Annotated in this window: 17 protein-coding genes and 1 pseudogene; 15 read left to right on the forward strand and 3 right to left on the reverse strand. The window is 54.3% G+C overall.

All coding sequences use genetic code 11. The features are described 5' to 3' along the window. From SD70_RS22785 to SD70_RS22800, 5 genes are all read left to right on the forward strand, one after another. Nucleotides 1-677: ABC transporter permease subunit (locus SD70_RS22785; RefSeq protein WP_156158147.1), on the forward strand; the 677-nt coding region annotated here is incomplete at its 5' end. Nucleotides 678-688: 11 nt separating this feature from the next. Further along, entirely contained in the window at nt 689-1033 is a 345-nt protein-coding gene (locus SD70_RS39910) for a hypothetical protein (protein WP_331436828.1), read from the forward strand. Further along, a complete protein-coding gene (locus SD70_RS22790) occupies nt 949-1659 on the forward strand; it encodes a carbohydrate ABC transporter permease (RefSeq protein ID WP_331436829.1) in 711 nt (236 codons plus the stop codon). The genes SD70_RS39910 and SD70_RS22790 overlap by 85 nt, the downstream gene beginning before the upstream one ends. Nucleotides 1660-1901: 242 nt before the next feature. Then, nucleotides 1902-3455 carry an ABC transporter substrate-binding protein gene (locus tag SD70_RS22795; RefSeq protein ID WP_041050004.1) on the forward strand — a complete coding sequence of 518 codons (1554 nt, stop codon included), beginning with the start codon at nt 1902-1904 and terminating at the stop codon, nt 3453-3455. A gap of 21 nt (nt 3456-3476) precedes the next feature. Next, a complete protein-coding gene (locus SD70_RS22800) occupies nt 3477-4409 on the forward strand; it encodes a hypothetical protein (RefSeq protein WP_041050006.1) in 933 nt (310 codons plus the stop codon). Between the two features lie 592 nt (nt 4410-5001). On the opposite strand, the gene SD70_RS22805 is transcribed toward SD70_RS22800, so the two are convergent. After that, a complete protein-coding gene (locus tag SD70_RS22805; protein WP_041050008.1) occupies nt 5002-5223 on the reverse strand; it encodes a DUF2905 domain-containing protein in 222 nt (73 codons plus the stop codon). A 191-nt stretch (nt 5224-5414) separates the two neighbouring features. On the opposite strand from SD70_RS22805, the gene SD70_RS22810 reads away from it, so the two are divergent. Continuing rightward, nucleotides 5415-6431, forward strand: coding sequence for a DUF3231 family protein (locus SD70_RS22810; RefSeq protein WP_041050010.1), 1017 nt, complete (start codon nt 5415-5417; stop codon nt 6429-6431). 58 nt (nt 6432-6489) lie between these two features. Here the strand turns inward: SD70_RS22810 and SD70_RS22815 are convergent, their stop codons facing one another. Beyond that, on the reverse strand, nt 6490-6999 hold the full coding sequence (locus SD70_RS22815; protein WP_041050012.1) for an SRPBCC domain-containing protein: 510 nt from the start codon (nt 6997-6999) through the stop codon (nt 6490-6492). Nucleotides 7000-7099: 100 nt separating this feature from the next. Further along, a pseudogene (locus SD70_RS35195) lies at nt 7100-7437 on the reverse strand (ArsR/SmtB family transcription factor). 175 nt (nt 7438-7612) lie between these two features. On the opposite strand from SD70_RS35195, the gene SD70_RS22825 reads away from it, so the two are divergent. The 9 genes from SD70_RS22825 to SD70_RS22865 all read left to right on the forward strand — a co-directional run bounded on the left by SD70_RS22825 (nt 7613) and on the right by SD70_RS22865 (nt 15969). Next, complete coding sequence (locus SD70_RS22825; RefSeq protein WP_041050017.1) at nt 7613-8917, forward strand: ABC transporter substrate-binding protein; 1305 nt, start codon at nt 7613-7615, stop codon at nt 8915-8917. Between the two features lie 103 nt (nt 8918-9020). After that, nucleotides 9021-9896 (forward strand): carbohydrate ABC transporter permease, encoded by an 876-nt coding sequence (locus SD70_RS22830; protein WP_052487781.1) that lies wholly within the window; start codon nt 9021-9023, stop codon nt 9894-9896. 11 nt (nt 9897-9907) lie between these two features. After that, the gene (locus SD70_RS22835; RefSeq protein ID WP_041050019.1) at nt 9908-10741 is read left to right on the forward strand and encodes a carbohydrate ABC transporter permease; all 834 of its coding nucleotides are present in this window, start codon (nt 9908-9910) and stop codon (nt 10739-10741) included. 43 nt (nt 10742-10784) lie between these two features. After that, complete coding sequence (locus SD70_RS22840) at nt 10785-11042, forward strand: hypothetical protein (RefSeq protein ID WP_041050021.1); 258 nt, start codon at nt 10785-10787, stop codon at nt 11040-11042. Then, nucleotides 11021-11527, forward strand: a complete 507-nt coding sequence (locus tag SD70_RS22845; RefSeq protein ID WP_156158148.1) for a hypothetical protein — start codon at nt 11021-11023, stop codon at nt 11525-11527. The genes SD70_RS22840 and SD70_RS22845 overlap by 22 nt, the downstream gene beginning before the upstream one ends. After that, a complete protein-coding gene (locus tag SD70_RS22850; RefSeq protein ID WP_156158149.1) occupies nt 11431-12585 on the forward strand; it encodes a sensor histidine kinase in 1155 nt (384 codons plus the stop codon). The genes SD70_RS22845 and SD70_RS22850 overlap by 97 nt, the downstream gene beginning before the upstream one ends. Further along, complete coding sequence (locus SD70_RS22855; protein ID WP_041050025.1) at nt 12578-14167, forward strand: response regulator; 1590 nt, start codon at nt 12578-12580, stop codon at nt 14165-14167. Before SD70_RS22850 ends, SD70_RS22855 begins: the two co-directional genes overlap by 8 nt. A gap of 24 nt (nt 14168-14191) precedes the next feature. Next, nucleotides 14192-14977 carry an SDR family NAD(P)-dependent oxidoreductase gene (locus SD70_RS22860; protein WP_052487783.1) on the forward strand — a complete coding sequence of 262 codons (786 nt, stop codon included), beginning with the start codon at nt 14192-14194 and terminating at the stop codon, nt 14975-14977. Nucleotides 14978-14994: 17 nt separating this feature from the next. Further along, nucleotides 14995-15969, forward strand: coding sequence for an aldose 1-epimerase (locus SD70_RS22865; RefSeq protein WP_197081120.1), 975 nt, complete (start codon nt 14995-14997; stop codon nt 15967-15969). Nucleotides 15970-16073 lie beyond the last annotated feature (104 nt).

The following is a 16073-nucleotide window of genomic DNA, read 5'->3' on the forward strand; positions in this document are numbered from 1 at the left end:
TCGGCTTTATTAACAAAACGGTATTGGAGCCGCTCGGCCTTCATCCGATCGCCTGGTACAGCGAACCCAAGTATTGGCCGTTTATCCTGCCGATCGTCATGTTTCTCCCGTTTTTCCTGTCGATGGTTGTCGTCGGTTATTTGGGATTTTCGATGCTGAGCGAGGAATTCGGCTTTATTAACAAAACGGTATTGGAGCCGCTCGGCCTTCATCCGATCGCCTGGTACAGCGAACCCAAGTATTGGCCGTTTATCCTGCCGATCGTCAATCTGTGGAAAAACATCGGGTATTCCAGCGTCATTTATTTGGCGGCCATCATCGGCATCGATACCGAGTACTACGAAGCGGCGCTCATCGACGGGGCCTCCAAATGGCAGCAAATTACGAGAATTACGATCCCGCTCATTATGCCGGTGATCATCATTACGACGCTGCTCGCCGTCGGCAAAATTTTGAACGCGGACTTCGGGTTGTTTTATCAAGTGCCTCTCGACGCCGGCGCGTTATATTCCACGACGAACGTTATCGACACTTATGTGTATCGCGCCCTGATGGCGGTTGGAGATATCGGCATGTCGTCCGCGGCGGGCTTGTACCAAGCGGTTGTCGGCTTCGTCCTCGTGCTCGGGGCCAACCTCATCGTCCGCAAAATCAGCAAAGAGAACGCATTATTTTAGGAGGGAAGAGCATGGACACGGCGATTCGATCCAATCCGCAGCAGCAACCGCGGCGCTCTTCTGCCGCGGCCGCAAAAGCAAAAGCGCGCAATCCGAATGCGATTTCCGGCAAAGCCAACTTGTTCATCAATCTGTTCTTTATTATATACAGCTGCGCTTGCCTGCTGCCGGTGCTGCTCGTGCTTGCGGTATCGTTCTCCGACGAAAATCAGGTGAACCTGCACGGCTACAAGCTGATTCCGCTCAAGTTCAGCATGGACGCTACCATTACTTGTTGTATGACGCACAGGCCATTGCCAAAGGATACGGCATCTCCATCTTGGTTACGGTGCTCGGCAGTTTGCTGGGGCTCCTGATCACGGCACTGTTCGCGTATCCGTTGTCCCGCCGGGATTTCAGCCTGCGTAACTTTTTCTCCTTCTACGTGTTTTTCACGATGTTGTTCAACGGCGGACTCGTGCCTTGGTATCTCGTCTACACGAAAATGTTCGATCTGCGCGATTCGATCTTCGCCCTGATCGTTCCGAACTTGCTCATGAGCGCCTTCTTCGTTCTCATGATGCGCACGTTTTTCCAGACGACGATCCATCCGTCGATTATCGAATCGGCCAGCATCGACGGAGCCGGCGAGCTGCGCATCTTTTTCCGCATCGTGCTGCCGCTCTCGCTCCCGGTGCTGGCGACCATCGGCTTGTTCTATGTGCTCGGTTACTGGAACGATTGGTTTAACAGCCTTGTGTTCATGAACGACAGCGACAAAGTCAATCTTCAGTACTTGATGTACAAGACGATGATGAATTTGCAGTTTCTGGTGGCCAACGCGCAGAACAACACGAACGCCAGCGCGGAAATCGCCAAAATTCCGAACGAAACGATCCGCATGGCGATGTGTATCGTCGGCATGGGCCCGATCGTGCTCGCGTATCCGTTCTTCCAAAAATATTTTGTCAAAGGCTTGACGATCGGAGCAGTGAAAGGGTAATCACGGTTACCAGAAAAAGTAGGGCTGCGCTGCGGACCTAAGAATGTGGGGCTCCGGCATCTCCCACACTCGCGTTCCTCGAATGTGAATAATTGGTGGGAACACGAGTTCAAAGGCGCTCTCCGCCCCGCATTCCCTTCCTCCGCTCCGCCTTTATCGAGCAGTCTGATAGTCCCGGCTAAACCCGGTCCCGGCCGGTTAGCATATAAACAACTATTTTCCACAAATCTAGGAGGGTTCTTATGAAGGTAGCATTTAAGACAGCGGCGTTATCCTTAACCATGATGCTATCGCTTACTGCCGTTCTGACCGCTTGCGGTTCGAACAAGACGAACGACACCCAGCCAAGCGACACCGCCAAGCCGGCCGGCAACGCGCAGCAGACGGACAGCGGCAAGAAATCCGATCTCGCCCCTTACAAAATCACCTGGTTCGTTCCGGGCTCCGCTGCACAAAAAGACCAGGACCTTGTCAACCAGGAAGTCAGCAAATATTTAAAAGACAAAATCAACGCTTCGTTCGAATTGAACGTAATCGATTGGGGCAGCTGGCAAAACAAGATGAATCTGAAGTTCGCTTCCGGCGAACCGTTCGACCTGATGTATACGGCGAACTGGGACGGATGGGGGACGAAGCTGCAGCAAGGCGTGCTGCTGGATATGACCGACTTGATCGAGAAATACGGGCAGGACGCGAAGAAAGCGATCGATCCGGCGCTGCTCGAAGGCTCCAAGGTGAACGGCCGCAGCTTCAGCTTGCCGGTGAACAAGGAGCTAGCCAGCCACCGCGGCGTTCTCGTCCGCAAAGATCTGGTCGACAAATATCATTTTGACCTGAGCAAAGTGAAGAAGATGGAAGACCTCGAGCCGATGTTCGACGTCATCAAGAAGAACGAACCTGGCGTGACGCCGTTCTATATCAACAAAGACCTGTCACCGAACTCAGTCCTCGATGCGGCCAATTTCGACGGCCTTGGCGACGGCATCGGCAAGCTCGACCGCGACGCCAAAGATTTCAAAGTCATCAACGAGATCGAAAGCGCGAAGACGAAAGCCGCCATCGAGCTGGCGCGCCGCTGGTATCAAGCGGGGTACATCAACAAAGACGCCGCAACCCAGCAAGACGAGGACGGCGCTCTGAAAGCAGGCAAAGCGTTCTCCTATCCGGATTCGCTCAAGCCGGGCAAAGACGCCGAGAAAAGCACGCAGCTAGGTTCGCAATGGGTGCAAATCAACTTGACCGATCCGATCGTCACTACCGGCGATACAACGGGCGCGATGGTATCGATTTCCAAGACGGCGAAAGATCCGGCCCGCGACATGATGTTCCTGAACTTGCTGTACACGGATAAATACTTGGTTAACCTGATCGCATTCGGCATCGAAGGCAAGCATTACGTGAAAAAGAGCGACAACGTGATCGACTTCCCGCCGGGCATGGATCCGAAAACATCCGGCTACAATCTGAACCAGCCTTGGCTGTTCGGCAACCAGTTCAACGATTACTTGTGGGCGAACGAAGACCCGAACAAGTGGGACAATTTCAGAAAATACAACCAATCTGCGGAAAGATCGCGCGTGCTGGGCTTTACGTTCAATCCGGACCCGGTCAAAAACGAAGTTGCCGCTTGCACGAACGTAATGAAAGAGCTGAGTCCCGGCCTGTACTCCGGCACGCTCGATCCGAACGAATATTTGTCCAAGCTGATCGACAAGCTGAAAGCCGCCGGCGTCGACAAAGTGATCGCCGAGAAGCAGAAGCAGCTCGATGAGTGGGTGAAAGCGAACAAGAAATAAGAGCGGGGGAGTGGAGATACTGTGGCGTACAAAGTGTTGACGGAAGCGGAAGTCGAACAGTTCATGGAGCTGGGCTGGGTCAAGGTGGAGGAGGCGTTCTCCCGCGCGGATGCGCTGGCGTGCCAAGACTACTTGTGGGAACAAATCAGGAGCCGCGGCGTGGCGAAGGAAGACCGCGCCACGTGGACAACACCGATGCTGTGGGTGCAGGAAGCTTACCGCAGCCCCGAGTTCGACAGATGCAATACGCAGCGGCTGGCCGATGCGATTGAAGACTTGATCGGAGAAGGGCGCTGGGCCGAAAATCGCGTGTACGGCCGCGACGAAATTACGGGGACATGGGGCTGGTGGCCGGTCAATTTCTCCTATGGCGGCCATCAGCCGTGGTCGATTCCGGCCAAGGGCTGGCACTGGGACGGCGTCCATTTCCGCCATTACGTCGACAGTCCGGATCAAGGGCTGCTGTGCCTGTGCATTTTCTCCGAAATAGGCCCGCACGGCGGCGGCACGCTCGTCGCCGAAGGCTCCCACAAGCTGGTAGCCAAGTTTCTGGAGAAGCATCCGGAGGGTATGGAAAGCCAGCGCGCGATCGATACGCTCAATCTGGAGCATCCGTGGCTGAAGGAGCTGACGTCTGTCGTTGGCGACGACAAGGACGATTTTCTCGGCATCGGCGATGCCTCCCCAGAGGCGAGGATCGACAAGTTCATGAACTGGCATATGGACGAGGACGGCGTGCGGCTGCGCGTCATCGAGACGACCGCGTCGCCGGGCGACGTTATCCTGTGCCATCCGTTCCTGTATCATACGCCTTCGCAAAATCATTCCGGCGTGCCGCGCTTCATGTGCAACCGCACCACGCCGCTGAGAGAGCGCATGCAGCTGATGGGAAGAGCCGGCGGCAACTATTCGCCGCTCGAACAGAGCGTACGGCGCGTGCTCGGCTGCGTGTAACAATCTGCAATCCCGCCTTTCCCGCCTCGGGCAAGGCAGGATTGCTTTTTGCCCGTAAAAGCAGACAAGCCGTCCGGCTTTGCTCCCGGGCATGCAGGTTGTCGCGAGGGACAAATCGTTATGGTTCCGGTAGGCAGGGCGATTCTGTTGACAGAACAGGTTCTCTATTCAGCGTCTTGCGAGGCGCTATAAGGCGCCGATTTGACGGAATGAACGTGCAAGGACCTTAAGTTCCATGAATAGCGACGAAAATTCGTATGGAACGACCTTTGGGGCGCTACCAGCCGTGTTTATCAGTTTGGCTCTAAATTAACGTCAGCAAAGTCTCTGTTCAGCGAACTTGTTCTTTATTGCGACAGTCACCCAACGCCAATTCGGGACCAAGGTCCGAATTCGCTAAAGGCCTGAGCGAACCTATTCCTGCAACGGCTTGGTTCGCCAGCAAGTCAGGACGCGCCGGGAAACCAAGTATCCGGACGTTATTCGCGAAACGTTATTCATGTAAATTATGGCTTGAAGGCCGCGCTCTGCCGCAAGCCCGTCAAGCTTTCGCTCAGCTCCCACAGCTTTCGTCGAAATTCGCCGTCATAAGCTACTTCATAAACCACCTGATGATGTACATGAGCAGCGATAACCCTACGCTGATCACGATGCAGGTGACGACCGGAAAGTAAAACGTAAAGTTTTCTTTCTTGACCGCAATATCCCCCGGCAGCCGGCCGAGATGCAAATATTTGCCGAGAAACGGCCAGAGCAGTCCGGCAGCGACCAGTACGATTCCGGTGATAATCAGGAATTTCGGAACATTGCCCATTCGCTCACCCCCTAAGGGAATTGTATCATATCGTTTGCCGAATCCGAGGGCACCGTTCGATCTACCGAGCGGCGCCCGAGCGATTTTACCGGGAAGGCAGAAATTGGGGAATAAAAATCGCCGGGATGGTTAACATCTTAAGTAACGTAGTATGTCATGGAAAAATTGTAGAAAAGAGGAATTCGCTCTATATGGATAAAGACAGGGAGCGCAGCATTCGGCTGACGTCGGGCGAAATTTCAAACCTGTGGACATCGTACATGAACGATACGATGGCCGCTTGCGGCATCAAGTATTTTCTTGCCAAAGTGGAGGACGCTCAGGTGAAATCCGTGCTGGAATACGCTTTGGAGTTGTCGCACAACCATGTCAAGCGCATCAAGCAATTTTTCTCCGAAGAGCAGTTTCCGATTCCAATCGGCTTTACGGAAGAAGATGTCGAAGCGAATGCCCCGCGGCTGTATTCGGATAAATTTTTCCTTTTGTATATGGTCAACATGGGCAGGTTCGGACTGTCCTCGTATAGCATTGCTCTCTCCACCTCGTCACGTGCCGATATTCGCGAGTTTTATTCAGAGTGCATCGCTTCGACAACCGAATTGTTTAACAAAGCGACGGAAGCCATGCAAGAAAAAGGCTTGCACGTTCGCCCCCCCTCTATCCCAACCCCCAGCCAAGCCGAAATGGTGCACGATCAAAGCTTTTTCGGAAACTTCCTTAATATCGGCAAGAAACGGCCGCTGCTCGCAGTCGAAATCAACAACCTTGCTTACAATATCGAGCGAAATACGTTAGGAAAATCGCTCATCATGGGGTTCAGCCAAGTTGCCCAAACGAAGGAAGTGCGCCAGTACTTTGAACGAGGCCGGGATATTGCCCAGAAGCATATCGAGATATTCAGCGAGATGCTGACGAACGAGCACCTTCAGGCCCCGATGACATGGGATTCCGAAGTCACGGATTCCACCACCCCTCCTTTTTCCGACAAGCTTATGATGTATCACGTCTCGGGGCTTATCGCAGCAGGGATGGGGCAATACGGTATGGCGGCTTCGACAAGCCCGCGCGGCGATTTGACCGCCATGTACGCCCGTTTGTCCGTAGAGCTGGGCGACTATGCCAACGACGGAGCGAACATCATGATTCAGAACGGCTGGCTGGAAAAGCCTCCGCAAACGGTAGACCGCGAAGCGTTGGCCAAGGCGTAGCTTGCACGTGCCGGCCGAAAACAAAAAAACACCTGCCGGTGTTTTTTTGTTGATGCGGTCAAAGTGTGGCGAGGTACTCGTCGAGCTGCCCGAAAGTTCCGGCGAACCCTTGCTGCATGCCTGGATGCATGCTCTTGAAGAAGGCGAGCTCCTCTTCCGTCGCATTGACGGGGCCTCCCCGCATCGTCAGCGTCGTCTTGCCTTCGTGCTCGGCGAACGTTAACGTATTGAGAATTTCCAGCGGGAAAACAGGGCTGAAAGGCGCCCGGATCGTGTTGCCTACCTCGTCGGAAAAAGAGTTGGTGAAGACGAGCTTCTCCGGAGCGGAGATTTGGCGATAAACGAACTTGCCCCACATTTCGTGGCCGTCGGGAGAGCGCATGCTGTAGTGAAACATCCCGCCCGGTCGGAGATCCAGCTTGGCTACGCCGAACGTGAAGCCTTTCGGCCCCCACCAGTGCTTCAGGTGCTCGGCCTCGGTAAACGCTTTGAATACGAGCTCGCGCGGGGCATCGAAGGTGCGCGTCAGCACCAATTCGACTTCGTTGGTTGCATTACTGTTGGACATTTCGGGTTCCTCCTTGTAAATGGCGATTCCTTCAATTTGATGCGAAACGGCCCTCCTTCCGTATAAGATGCCGGTATTGCCTCTGCTCGCTGCCGGACTACTACGTGTCGTCTTGGCTCTTTGCCTTGCCTTGCAATTCGCGCAAATAATCGTCCAGCTGATCGAATCTCTCGTTCCAGATGCGGCGGAACGACTCCAGCCAGTCATTCAGCTCCCGGAGCGGCTGCGGCCGCAGCTTGTAGATCCGCCGATTGGCGATCGCTTGAACCTCGACGAGCCTGCCTCGCTAAGCACTTTCAAATGTTTGGAAGTTTGCGGCTGGTTGAGCCCAAGGCGCTCGGCAATTTCTCCGACGGAGAGAGGGCCGTCACGCAACAGTTCGACTATTTGCAGGCGATTTGGCTCGGAAAGAGCGCTCATGGTTGAAGTCGAATTCATGATCTAAATATACACCATATGGAATATTCCAGTCAAGGAATACTCGGCGATATCGGCTGAATCAAGTAAAAAAAGTGGAACAAATGTAAAAGTGAACGGATGTCTATTGACATTTTCTCTCCTTATACTAGGATTACGTCGATAAGACGAATGAGACCGAGAAGGGGAGAGAGCTTTGAAAGCCATTACGCGATTCGCATGGTTTGCGCTTGCATTCGTGCTCATCTTGACCGGATGCGCGCAGAACAATCAAGCGCCGGGACAAGGAACGCCGGGAGCGGCTGCGGAGGGCGGGGCCAAGCCGGCGGCAGCCAAGAAACAGACGCTGACCATTTGGACGCTGCAGCAAGCGGACATCAATATCCAGGACGCCCAGAAAAAAGCGGCCAAAGCGTTCGAGGAAAAATTTAATGCGGATGTTCAGATCACGTCTTTCCCGTACGATCAGCTGAAAGATAAAATGCTTGCCGCTGTAGCGGGAGGAGAAGGGCCGGACGTTCTGCTGCTCGACCAAATTTGGGTGGCTCAATATGCGGCTGCGAAATATATCGTACCGATCGACGATTATTTGAGCAAATCGGACATTAAGGCGGACGATTATTTTAAAGGCGCTTGGGGCGCAGGCACGTACCAAAACAAAATGTATGCGGTTCCGTTCGACGTGGGCGTGTGGGGAGTGCTCTACTACAACAAAGACATGTTCAAGCAGGCGGGGCTCGACCCGGAGAAGCCGCCGGTTACATGGAGCGAGTTTATCGAATACGGCAAAAAATTGACCGCAAACGGCAAGTACGGGACGTCCAACTGGGCCGGCAGCAGCGAATCGGTGCAATGCATGGTCGATGCGTTCACGGTTGCGGCCGGTGGCAAATTGCTGGACGACTCCGGCAAGAAAATTTTGATCAACTCCGACGCCGGCGTGAAAGCGCTGGAGTTTTGGGCGAGCCTCAGCCAAATCAGCCCTCCGGGCAGCGTAGGCAAGAACGAGGAAGACGCCATGACGTTGTTCACCAGCGGCCAAACCGCCATGGCGATGTACGGAGAGTGGGGTCAAGATACGATCGCGACGCGCGCGCCGAATATGAACTATGGCGTGGCCAATTTGCCGAAGCCGGACGGGGGCGAATCGGTCGGAACGTTCGGGGGCTTTAACCTGGCCATCAACGAAAAGTCCAAAAATAAAGATCTGGCATGGGAATTCATCAAATACTCCACCAACTTTGACAATCAAAAATTCATCACGATGCTGACGCCGGCGCACAAGAAGGCGGCGCAGGAATACTTGAAGCAGAAGCGGAAATTCCCGGACGTCATTTACAGCCAGCTGACGAATGCGACTTATCGTCCAAGCGTAGCCAACTATCCGCAAATTGCCGACATTCAGTTGCAGGCAACGCAAAAAGTGATGACAGGCAAGCTGAACGCCAAGGACGCTTTGCAGGAAGCGGCCGACAAGATTGACAAGCTTTTGAATAAATAGTGCAGTCTACTTGCCAAATAAGAAAGCGCTGCGACAGAGCCGTTCATCACCCTCGCGCAGTGCTTTCCTTTTCATCAGTGCAGATTGGATTAGGAGTGAAGACATGAAGACGCGTTCAAGTCTTTTGGGGTACACCTTAATCGGCCCGGCGATCATCCTGCTGCTTGTCATGCTGTTTATTCCGCTGCTCTATTCGCTGCAGCTCTCCCTGCAAGATACCGACCTTTCCCATGGGGCGCCGAAATGGATAGGGCTGTCGGGGTACCGGGAATCGTGGCTGGGAGGAGAACTGTGGAACGTCAGCAAGCATTCGATCGTTTGGACCGGTTGCGTGGCCGGCTTTCAAGTGCTGATCGGGCTGCTGGCCGCCATGATGCTGAACCGGAAGTTCCCGTTGCGCTGGCTTGTCCGCGCCTTGATCTTGTTGCCATGGGTGTTGCCCGGCGTCGTTGCCGCTTTGACGTGGAGGCTGGTGTACGATTCGCAGTTCGGCTTTATGAACTCGCTGATCGCGAAGCTCGGTTTTGGACAGCACGCCACGGATTGGCTCGGCACCCCGGGCCTGGCTATGTTCGCCGTCATTTTGGCGGCGGTCTGGAAAGGCTTCCCGTTCCCGATGCTGATGCTGCTTGCCGCACTGCAAAGCGTGCCGCAGGAGCAGTATGAGGCGGCCAAAATAGACGGAGCCGACACATGGCGGAAATTCGTTTACATTACGCTGCCGTCCATTTCCGGCGTGCTGAAAACGGTGGTGCTGCTCGTTTCGATCTGGACGTTCAATTATTTCGAAATGATTTACGTCCTGACGGGAGGCGGCCCGATTCGTTCCACGCACATTGCGCCTACGTACATTTACGAGCTGAGCTTCCGAAATTTCAACTTCGGGGAGGCGTCGCGGGTAGCTATCGTCAGCTTCGTCTTTATTTTGGCGATCAGCTTCGTTCTCATCCGGCAAATGAACAAGACCGAAAAATATTGAGGGATGCCGACATGTTAATCAAACGATTGAGCTCACAAGCAGGATTTGCGGCAGGTCTCGCTCTTCTGCTGTTTTTCGTCCTGTTCCCGTTTATGCAAATGCTGTCCACCTCTTTGAAGCCGGCGGACGAACTGTTTACCGTCCCGCCCTTATGGGTGCCGAAGCATGTTTCCATGGCCAATTTCATGGCTGCTTTTCAGCATAAGCAGTTCGTGCGCTATTTTATGAACAGCTTGGCGGTTTCCGCCATTACGTGCGCGCTGGTCATTATCGTCTCCGTATTGGCGGCCTACGGCTTTACAAGGCTCGAATTTCCCGGGCGCAAGTTTTTTCTCAACGTCATTCTGGTCAGCCAAATGTTTTGTATCAGCGCCATTGTCGTTCCTCTGTACAAAATCGTAGGAAGTCTCGGGCTGCTCAATTCGTACGCGGGGCTCATTTTGGCGTATATGGCTTTTACCGTGCCTGTGGCTATATGGCTGCTGCGCAGCTTTTTGCTGAACATTCCGCCGGACCTGGAAGAGTCGGCCATGATGGAAGGGGCTTCGAAGCTGGCCGCGTTCTTCAAGGTCGTCGTTCCGCTGTTGCGGCCCGGCATCGGGGCTACGGCGGCTTACGTCTTCCTGATGACGTGGCAGGAATTTCTGTTCGCCCTGATTTTTATGACGAAGCCCGAAATGCGGACGCTGCCGATCGGCATTATGGACTTCAAGGGACAGTACGAAACGAATTGGGGCACGATGATGGCCGCCTCCATTGCGATCTCGATTCCGGTGTTCGTCTTGTTCCTGTTTATTCAGCGGCAGCTGATCTCCGGATTGACGGAAGGCGCGACTAAGGGTTAAATAAGGGTACGCCAGATCAGGACATGCATGGAGGAGATGCAAGGTGAACATTCACAGTTTGCGCTTTAAGCTCATTGTTTACTTTCTGATCCTCATCTGTTTTCCGCTGCTTGTCGTTTCCTTTTTCGCGTATCGCAGCTCGACGGCGATCATCGAAGACAAAGTGAGCAAGTCGGTCACGTCGTCGCAGCTGATGGTGGAGAAGAGCATTGAAACGGTGCTGCAGCAGTCCCGATACGCGGTCACCCCTTTCCTTGTCAGCTATGCGCACAGCGATTTTTGCAAAAAAAGATTGACTTGACCGATTACGACGATTTCACCAAAGTGACGCAAATTATGAACGAGCTGAACGCGATGGAAGTGTCCGGACACAGCATCTACTCCATCAGCCTGTATAACAGCAAAAACAAGATGCTCCTGACATCGGAAAAGAAGATGTCCTTCTTCCCGAACGAGGAGATGAACCACATCGAGCAGCTCGTCGATAAGGAGGCGGGTTCTCCCCACTGGTTTCTGGAAAAATGGCCCGTATCCACCTATTTGACGCTCCCGACGAATTACATTACGTATCCGATCTTGCTCGACCCTTCCGACAGCAGCTACAACACGGTTTTGTTCGTCCATGTGAGCGAAAGCACGATTTCCGATTACATCAAAGAGTTAAACCAGGAGGATAACGGGCTGACAACGTGGGTGCTGACGGGAGACGGCACGAGCTTGATTCAGTCCTCGGCGGACAGCAAGATTCGCTGTCCGTTCAGTTCGGCGAGAAGCCTGTGTTCCTGAAACACCTGGACCGGATTATTCATGAGCAGGAGGGGCGGTTTTCGGAAATCGTAGGCGGTAAAGAGCTGCTTGTCGTGTTCCGTACGTCCAAGACGACCGGCTTCAAATACGTCGGCTTCGTCCCGCGTGAGGACTGGAACCGGGAAATCGTCAATCTCCGCAACGGCGTTCTTGCCGTCGCGGCCGTTACGTTAGCTTTGGCGATGGTGCTTGCTTATGTGTTTATGAAGAGCATCTACAATCCGATGTTTTTGCTGCTGAAGGCGATGAAGCAGTCCGTCGGCACGACCGACTTCGATTTTCAGATCAAGGAACAACGTAAAGACGAGTTCGGCATTTTATTCGCCGGCTTTAACACGATGATGCGCAACCTCCAGCAGCTCGTCAAAAATTTGTACGAGGAAAAGCTGCTGAAGCAGGAGTTCGAGCTCAAGCTGCTGCAATCGAGAATGAACCCGCATTTTTTGTACAACACGCTCAACTCCATCTATTCGATCGCCAAGCTGCACGGAGTGCGGGAAGTGACGGATATGGCGTACGCCCTGTCGCATTTTTTCCGGCACAGCCTTAAAGGGGACGACTGGATCACCGTCAAGGAGATGCTGGAGCATATCGAGAACTATTTTCGCATTCAAAAAATACGGTACCGCGACAAATTTGACTTAAGCGTCGACGTCGAAGACGAGCTGATGGACATGCCGGTGCTCAAGCTGCTTCTCCAGCCATTGGCGGAAAACGCCATCATTCACGGCATCGAGATGAAAAGCGGCAAAGGGATGATTCATATTAACGGTTACCGGCTCGGCGCCAATGCCGTGTTTGTCGTTGCCGACGACGGCCTCGGCATCGAGCCCGAACGGCTGGAAGCCATTCAAGCGCAATTGGTGGAGGGAGTCCAACATTCCGAGCTGTTTGCGCTAAGCAACGTGAACAAAAGAATCAAGCATTATTACGGCGACCAGTACGGCCTGAACATTTTCAGCGAGCTGCATAAAGGCACGACCGTCGAGGTCGTTCTGCCGTTCAGTTCCGGTTCCGGAGGGAATAGTCATGTATAGCCTGCTTATTGCCGAGGATGAAGGTTGGATGCGGGACGTGCTTGCAGCTGCCGCCTATTGGGAGCAATGCGGAATCACCCGGATATTCGAAGCGAGCAACGGGGAAGAAGCGTACCGCATCGTTCAGGCCAATAAGGTGGATTTTATCCTTTCCGATATTCGCATGCCGGTCATGGACGGCCTGGAGCTTTTGGCCAAAGCCAAAGAGCGGAGTCCGGATATCGAAATCGTAATGTTAACGGGATTCGACGACTTCGACTATGTCCGCTCCGCCATGCGCCTCGGCGCCTACGACTATTTGCTGAAGCCGGCAAGCGACGACGAGCTCGTGCAGCTGTTTCTGAAGCTGTCCCGCCACAAAAACGCCAAGCAGGCAGAGCAGTATCGGATAGCGATGGAACAGTCCGCATGGAAGCAAAGCAAGCAGCTGTTGCAAGAACAATTTCTCGCCAGCTGGTTTTCCGGCAGAAAAACGGATTACGGCTGGTTTCAACAAAAGTGCAAGGAGTTGGACGTCGCCTGGCTGCCGCATCGTTATGTCGTTTTTCTGTTCGAGGCGGATCAGCTGCACGTGCTGCAGAACCATTTTGGCCAGCGCGACATGGAGCTGCTGCAGTACGGCATCCGCAATATTGCGGAAGAGTATTTGAAGGAGCGCGGGCTTCAGTTCCATATATTCACGGTCGACGAAAGAATGGCGGTATGGTGCGAAGCGGGGGCGGATCCGGCGGAAACGGAAGCTCTGCTCGGCGGCATTCGGCAAAGCGCGAAAAGATTCATCAAGATTACGGTGTCGGTAGGCATCAGCAAGCAGCATTCGGCGGAAACGGAAGCTTTCCAGGCTTATATCGAAGCGCTCAACTCCTTGAAAATGAAGCTGTACCTGGGAAACGACCAAACGTATTTTTTCGACGAGCTGCAATTTGAGGGCGATCGCCAGCTGTTTCACCGGGAGCTGCAGCAGAAGCTGCATAACTGCGTCGTCGCGGGCAACGAGGAAGAGCTGCACGCCATATTGTCGGCTCTGTTCGATGAAATCCGGCGCAAAAAAATCGCGGTGCAGCCTCTCGATCAAATGCTGCAGCTCATGATGCAAATGGTATCGGAAAGTGCGTCCTTCGACGGGGCGGATATGCCGCTTGGCCATTCCGAGGACGAATGGATGGGCAAAGTGCGGGCGATGGATACGATCGACGAGATCGAGGCCTACGTAACTTCAAGCTTTCAGCATGCCGCGAGGCAGGCGGCCGAAAAAAGAAAGCAGCGGAAAAGCAAGCTGATTACCGATATTTTGCGCTTCCTCGAAGAGCATTACAGCGAAGACATATCGCTTCAAACGTTGGCCGAGCAGTTTTACGTGAACTCTTCGTATTTAAGCAGACTTTTCAAGGAAGAGGCAGGCCAGATTTACACCAAATACATGATGCAGCTGCGCATAGAGAAGGCGAAGCATTTGCTGAAATCGACGCACAAGAAGGTGTACGAGGTCAGCGAAGAAGTCGGCTATACGGATGTGAAATATTTCAATAAAATTTTCAAGGATATGACCGGGCTGACGCCCGCCGAGTATCGGGATTTGTAAAAAGACGAGGAGCGTGACTTTCCGATGCAACGGAACGTTTCGTACGATTTTACGGGATCGGTCGCTGTCGTGACTGGCGGTTCAATGGGGATTGGCGCTGCGGCGGTGCGCAAATTTGCGGAGGCGGGAGCCACGACTGTAATCGCCGACGTCGATGAAGCAAGGGCGAAAGCGCTCGAGCAAGAGCTAAGGGGCCAAGGCTGCGACGTCCATTTCGTCGAGGCTGACGTCGGCAGCGATGCGATGATGGAGCAATTGATGGCGCGCTCTTATGCGCTGCGGGGACGGCTCGACATCGTGTACAACAACGCCGGCGTCGCTATCCCCGGAGAAGTGGCCGACATGAGCGAGGTGGATTGGCAGAAAGTGATCAACGTCAACTTGGGCGGCGTATTCCGCGGCTGCAAGTATGCGCTCCCTTATATGCTGAAGCAGGGCAAAGGGGCGATCGTCAACTGCGCATCGACCCAGGCGCTCAAAGGATTTATGGGGTGGGCGGGCTATGCCGCTTCGAAAGGCGGGATCCTCGCATTAACGAGACAGGCGGCGATTCAATATGCGAAGCACGGCGTCCGTATCAATGCCGTAGCGCCCGGCACGATTATGACGCCGATGAACGAGAAAATTTTTGCGGAGGTCGACGATCCTGAAGCGCTTATTCAAACTTGGAACGCCGCCCATCCGATCGGAAGGTTCGGGCAGCCCGGAGAAATCGCCGATCTCGTTCTGTATTTATGCAGCGACGCGGCTTCGTTCATTACGGGCCAGACATTCGTGGCCGATGGCGGGCAGACAGTTCGGGGCGAATGAACCGGGGGATCGAAACGATGCGTTATGAAGCTTATGAAGAAGCGCGCGACGGATATTCGACCGTCGTGCTGGCCGACCGCGCAACGGATTCCAGTGTTGCAGTCGTACTAGACATCGGCTGCAACATCATCGGTTGCCGGCTGCAGGGGCATGAGGTGATCGCAAGCCCGCCGCATATTCGCGACCTGGCCGGCCGCTCCTCCGAGTTCGGCGTTCCGCTCTTGTGGCCGCCAAGCCGCATCCCGGGCGGAACGTTCGCTTTTCAAGGAAGGACGTATACGTTTCCTCTCAACGAAGGGCGAAACCATCTGCACGGAGAAATTCGCTATTTGCCTTGGGAAGTAACGGCCCTTGCTGCGGATGAGCAAGAGGGAGCGTCGGTCACGGCGGAGTTCCGGTTCGACCGCTTCGATGAAGTGTTCGCTTATTACCCGCACCGGGTCGTCTTGCGCCTGACGGTTAGGCTATGCGGCAACCGCCTGTCGGGTTTGCTGGAAGCGGTCAACGAAGGAGATGACGAGGCTCCGGCCGGGTTCGGCTTGCATCCGTATTTTTCGTACCGCGGAGACATCGAACAGGTTGTGCTCGCCGCATCGGTCGCCCGGCAGTACGATACCGGCGAGAACGGGCTTATCGTGCGCGAGCCGGAGCATACTGCACTGTGCGACCGTCTGGCCCATGGCATGCCGCTTAACGAGCTTCCCGGCGATGTCGACCATTTCGTGTTCGCCATGAACGAAGATCGGCGCGAATGCACGATTATCCGCCGCAACGAGGGAGTGCGGCTTCGCTTCGAATTCAGCCGCAGCTTGCCGTACCTCGCGGTTTTTAAGCCTTCCTGGGCGGACGCCGTTTCGCTCGAGCCGTGGAGCTGCATCACCGACGCTTTCAACGCGCCGCTTCCGTCCGAAGCGACGGGAGCGGCGGGGCTGAAGCCGGGGCAGCGGCGCGAATACGGATGGACGTGGAGCCTCGACAACCTGCATGACTGAACCGACAGTCAAATTGCCAATTGATTTTTCTAATGACGTTCTAAATACCCGTCATCGCCAACCAGCACCAGGTTTGCGACGAGGGGTTTTTCTTTTGCGCTCGA

It is taken from the genome of Gordoniibacillus kamchatkensis (assembly GCF_000829455.1).
Lineage (GTDB): Bacteria > Bacillota > Bacilli > Paenibacillales > NBRC-103111 > Gordoniibacillus > Gordoniibacillus kamchatkensis.

What these genes read in the sequence shown, in the direction of transcription:
- SD70_RS39910 (WP_331436828.1), top strand. Translation starts at nt 689, where the DNA reads ATGGACACGGCGATTCGATCCAATCCGCAGCAGCAACCGCGGCGCTCT.
- SD70_RS22795 (WP_041050004.1), top strand. Translation starts at nt 1,902, where the DNA reads ATGAAGGTAGCATTTAAGACAGCGGCGTTATCCTTAACCATGATGCTA.
- SD70_RS22805 (WP_041050008.1), bottom strand. Translation starts at nt 5,223, where the DNA reads ATGGGCAATGTTCCGAAATTCCTGATTATCACCGGAATCGTACTGGTC.
- SD70_RS22810 (WP_041050010.1), top strand. Translation starts at nt 5,415, where the DNA reads ATGGATAAAGACAGGGAGCGCAGCATTCGGCTGACGTCGGGCGAAATT.
- SD70_RS22815 (WP_041050012.1), bottom strand. Translation starts at nt 6,999, where the DNA reads ATGTCCAACAGTAATGCAACCAACGAAGTCGAATTGGTGCTGACGCGC.
- SD70_RS22830 (WP_052487781.1), top strand. Translation starts at nt 9,021, where the DNA reads ATGAAGACGCGTTCAAGTCTTTTGGGGTACACCTTAATCGGCCCGGCG.
- SD70_RS22835 (WP_041050019.1), top strand. Translation starts at nt 9,908, where the DNA reads ATGTTAATCAAACGATTGAGCTCACAAGCAGGATTTGCGGCAGGTCTC.
- SD70_RS22855 (WP_041050025.1), top strand. Translation starts at nt 12,578, where the DNA reads ATGTATAGCCTGCTTATTGCCGAGGATGAAGGTTGGATGCGGGACGTG.
- SD70_RS22860 (WP_052487783.1), top strand. Translation starts at nt 14,192, where the DNA reads ATGCAACGGAACGTTTCGTACGATTTTACGGGATCGGTCGCTGTCGTG.
- SD70_RS22865 (WP_197081120.1), top strand. Translation starts at nt 14,995, where the DNA reads ATGCGTTATGAAGCTTATGAAGAAGCGCGCGACGGATATTCGACCGTC.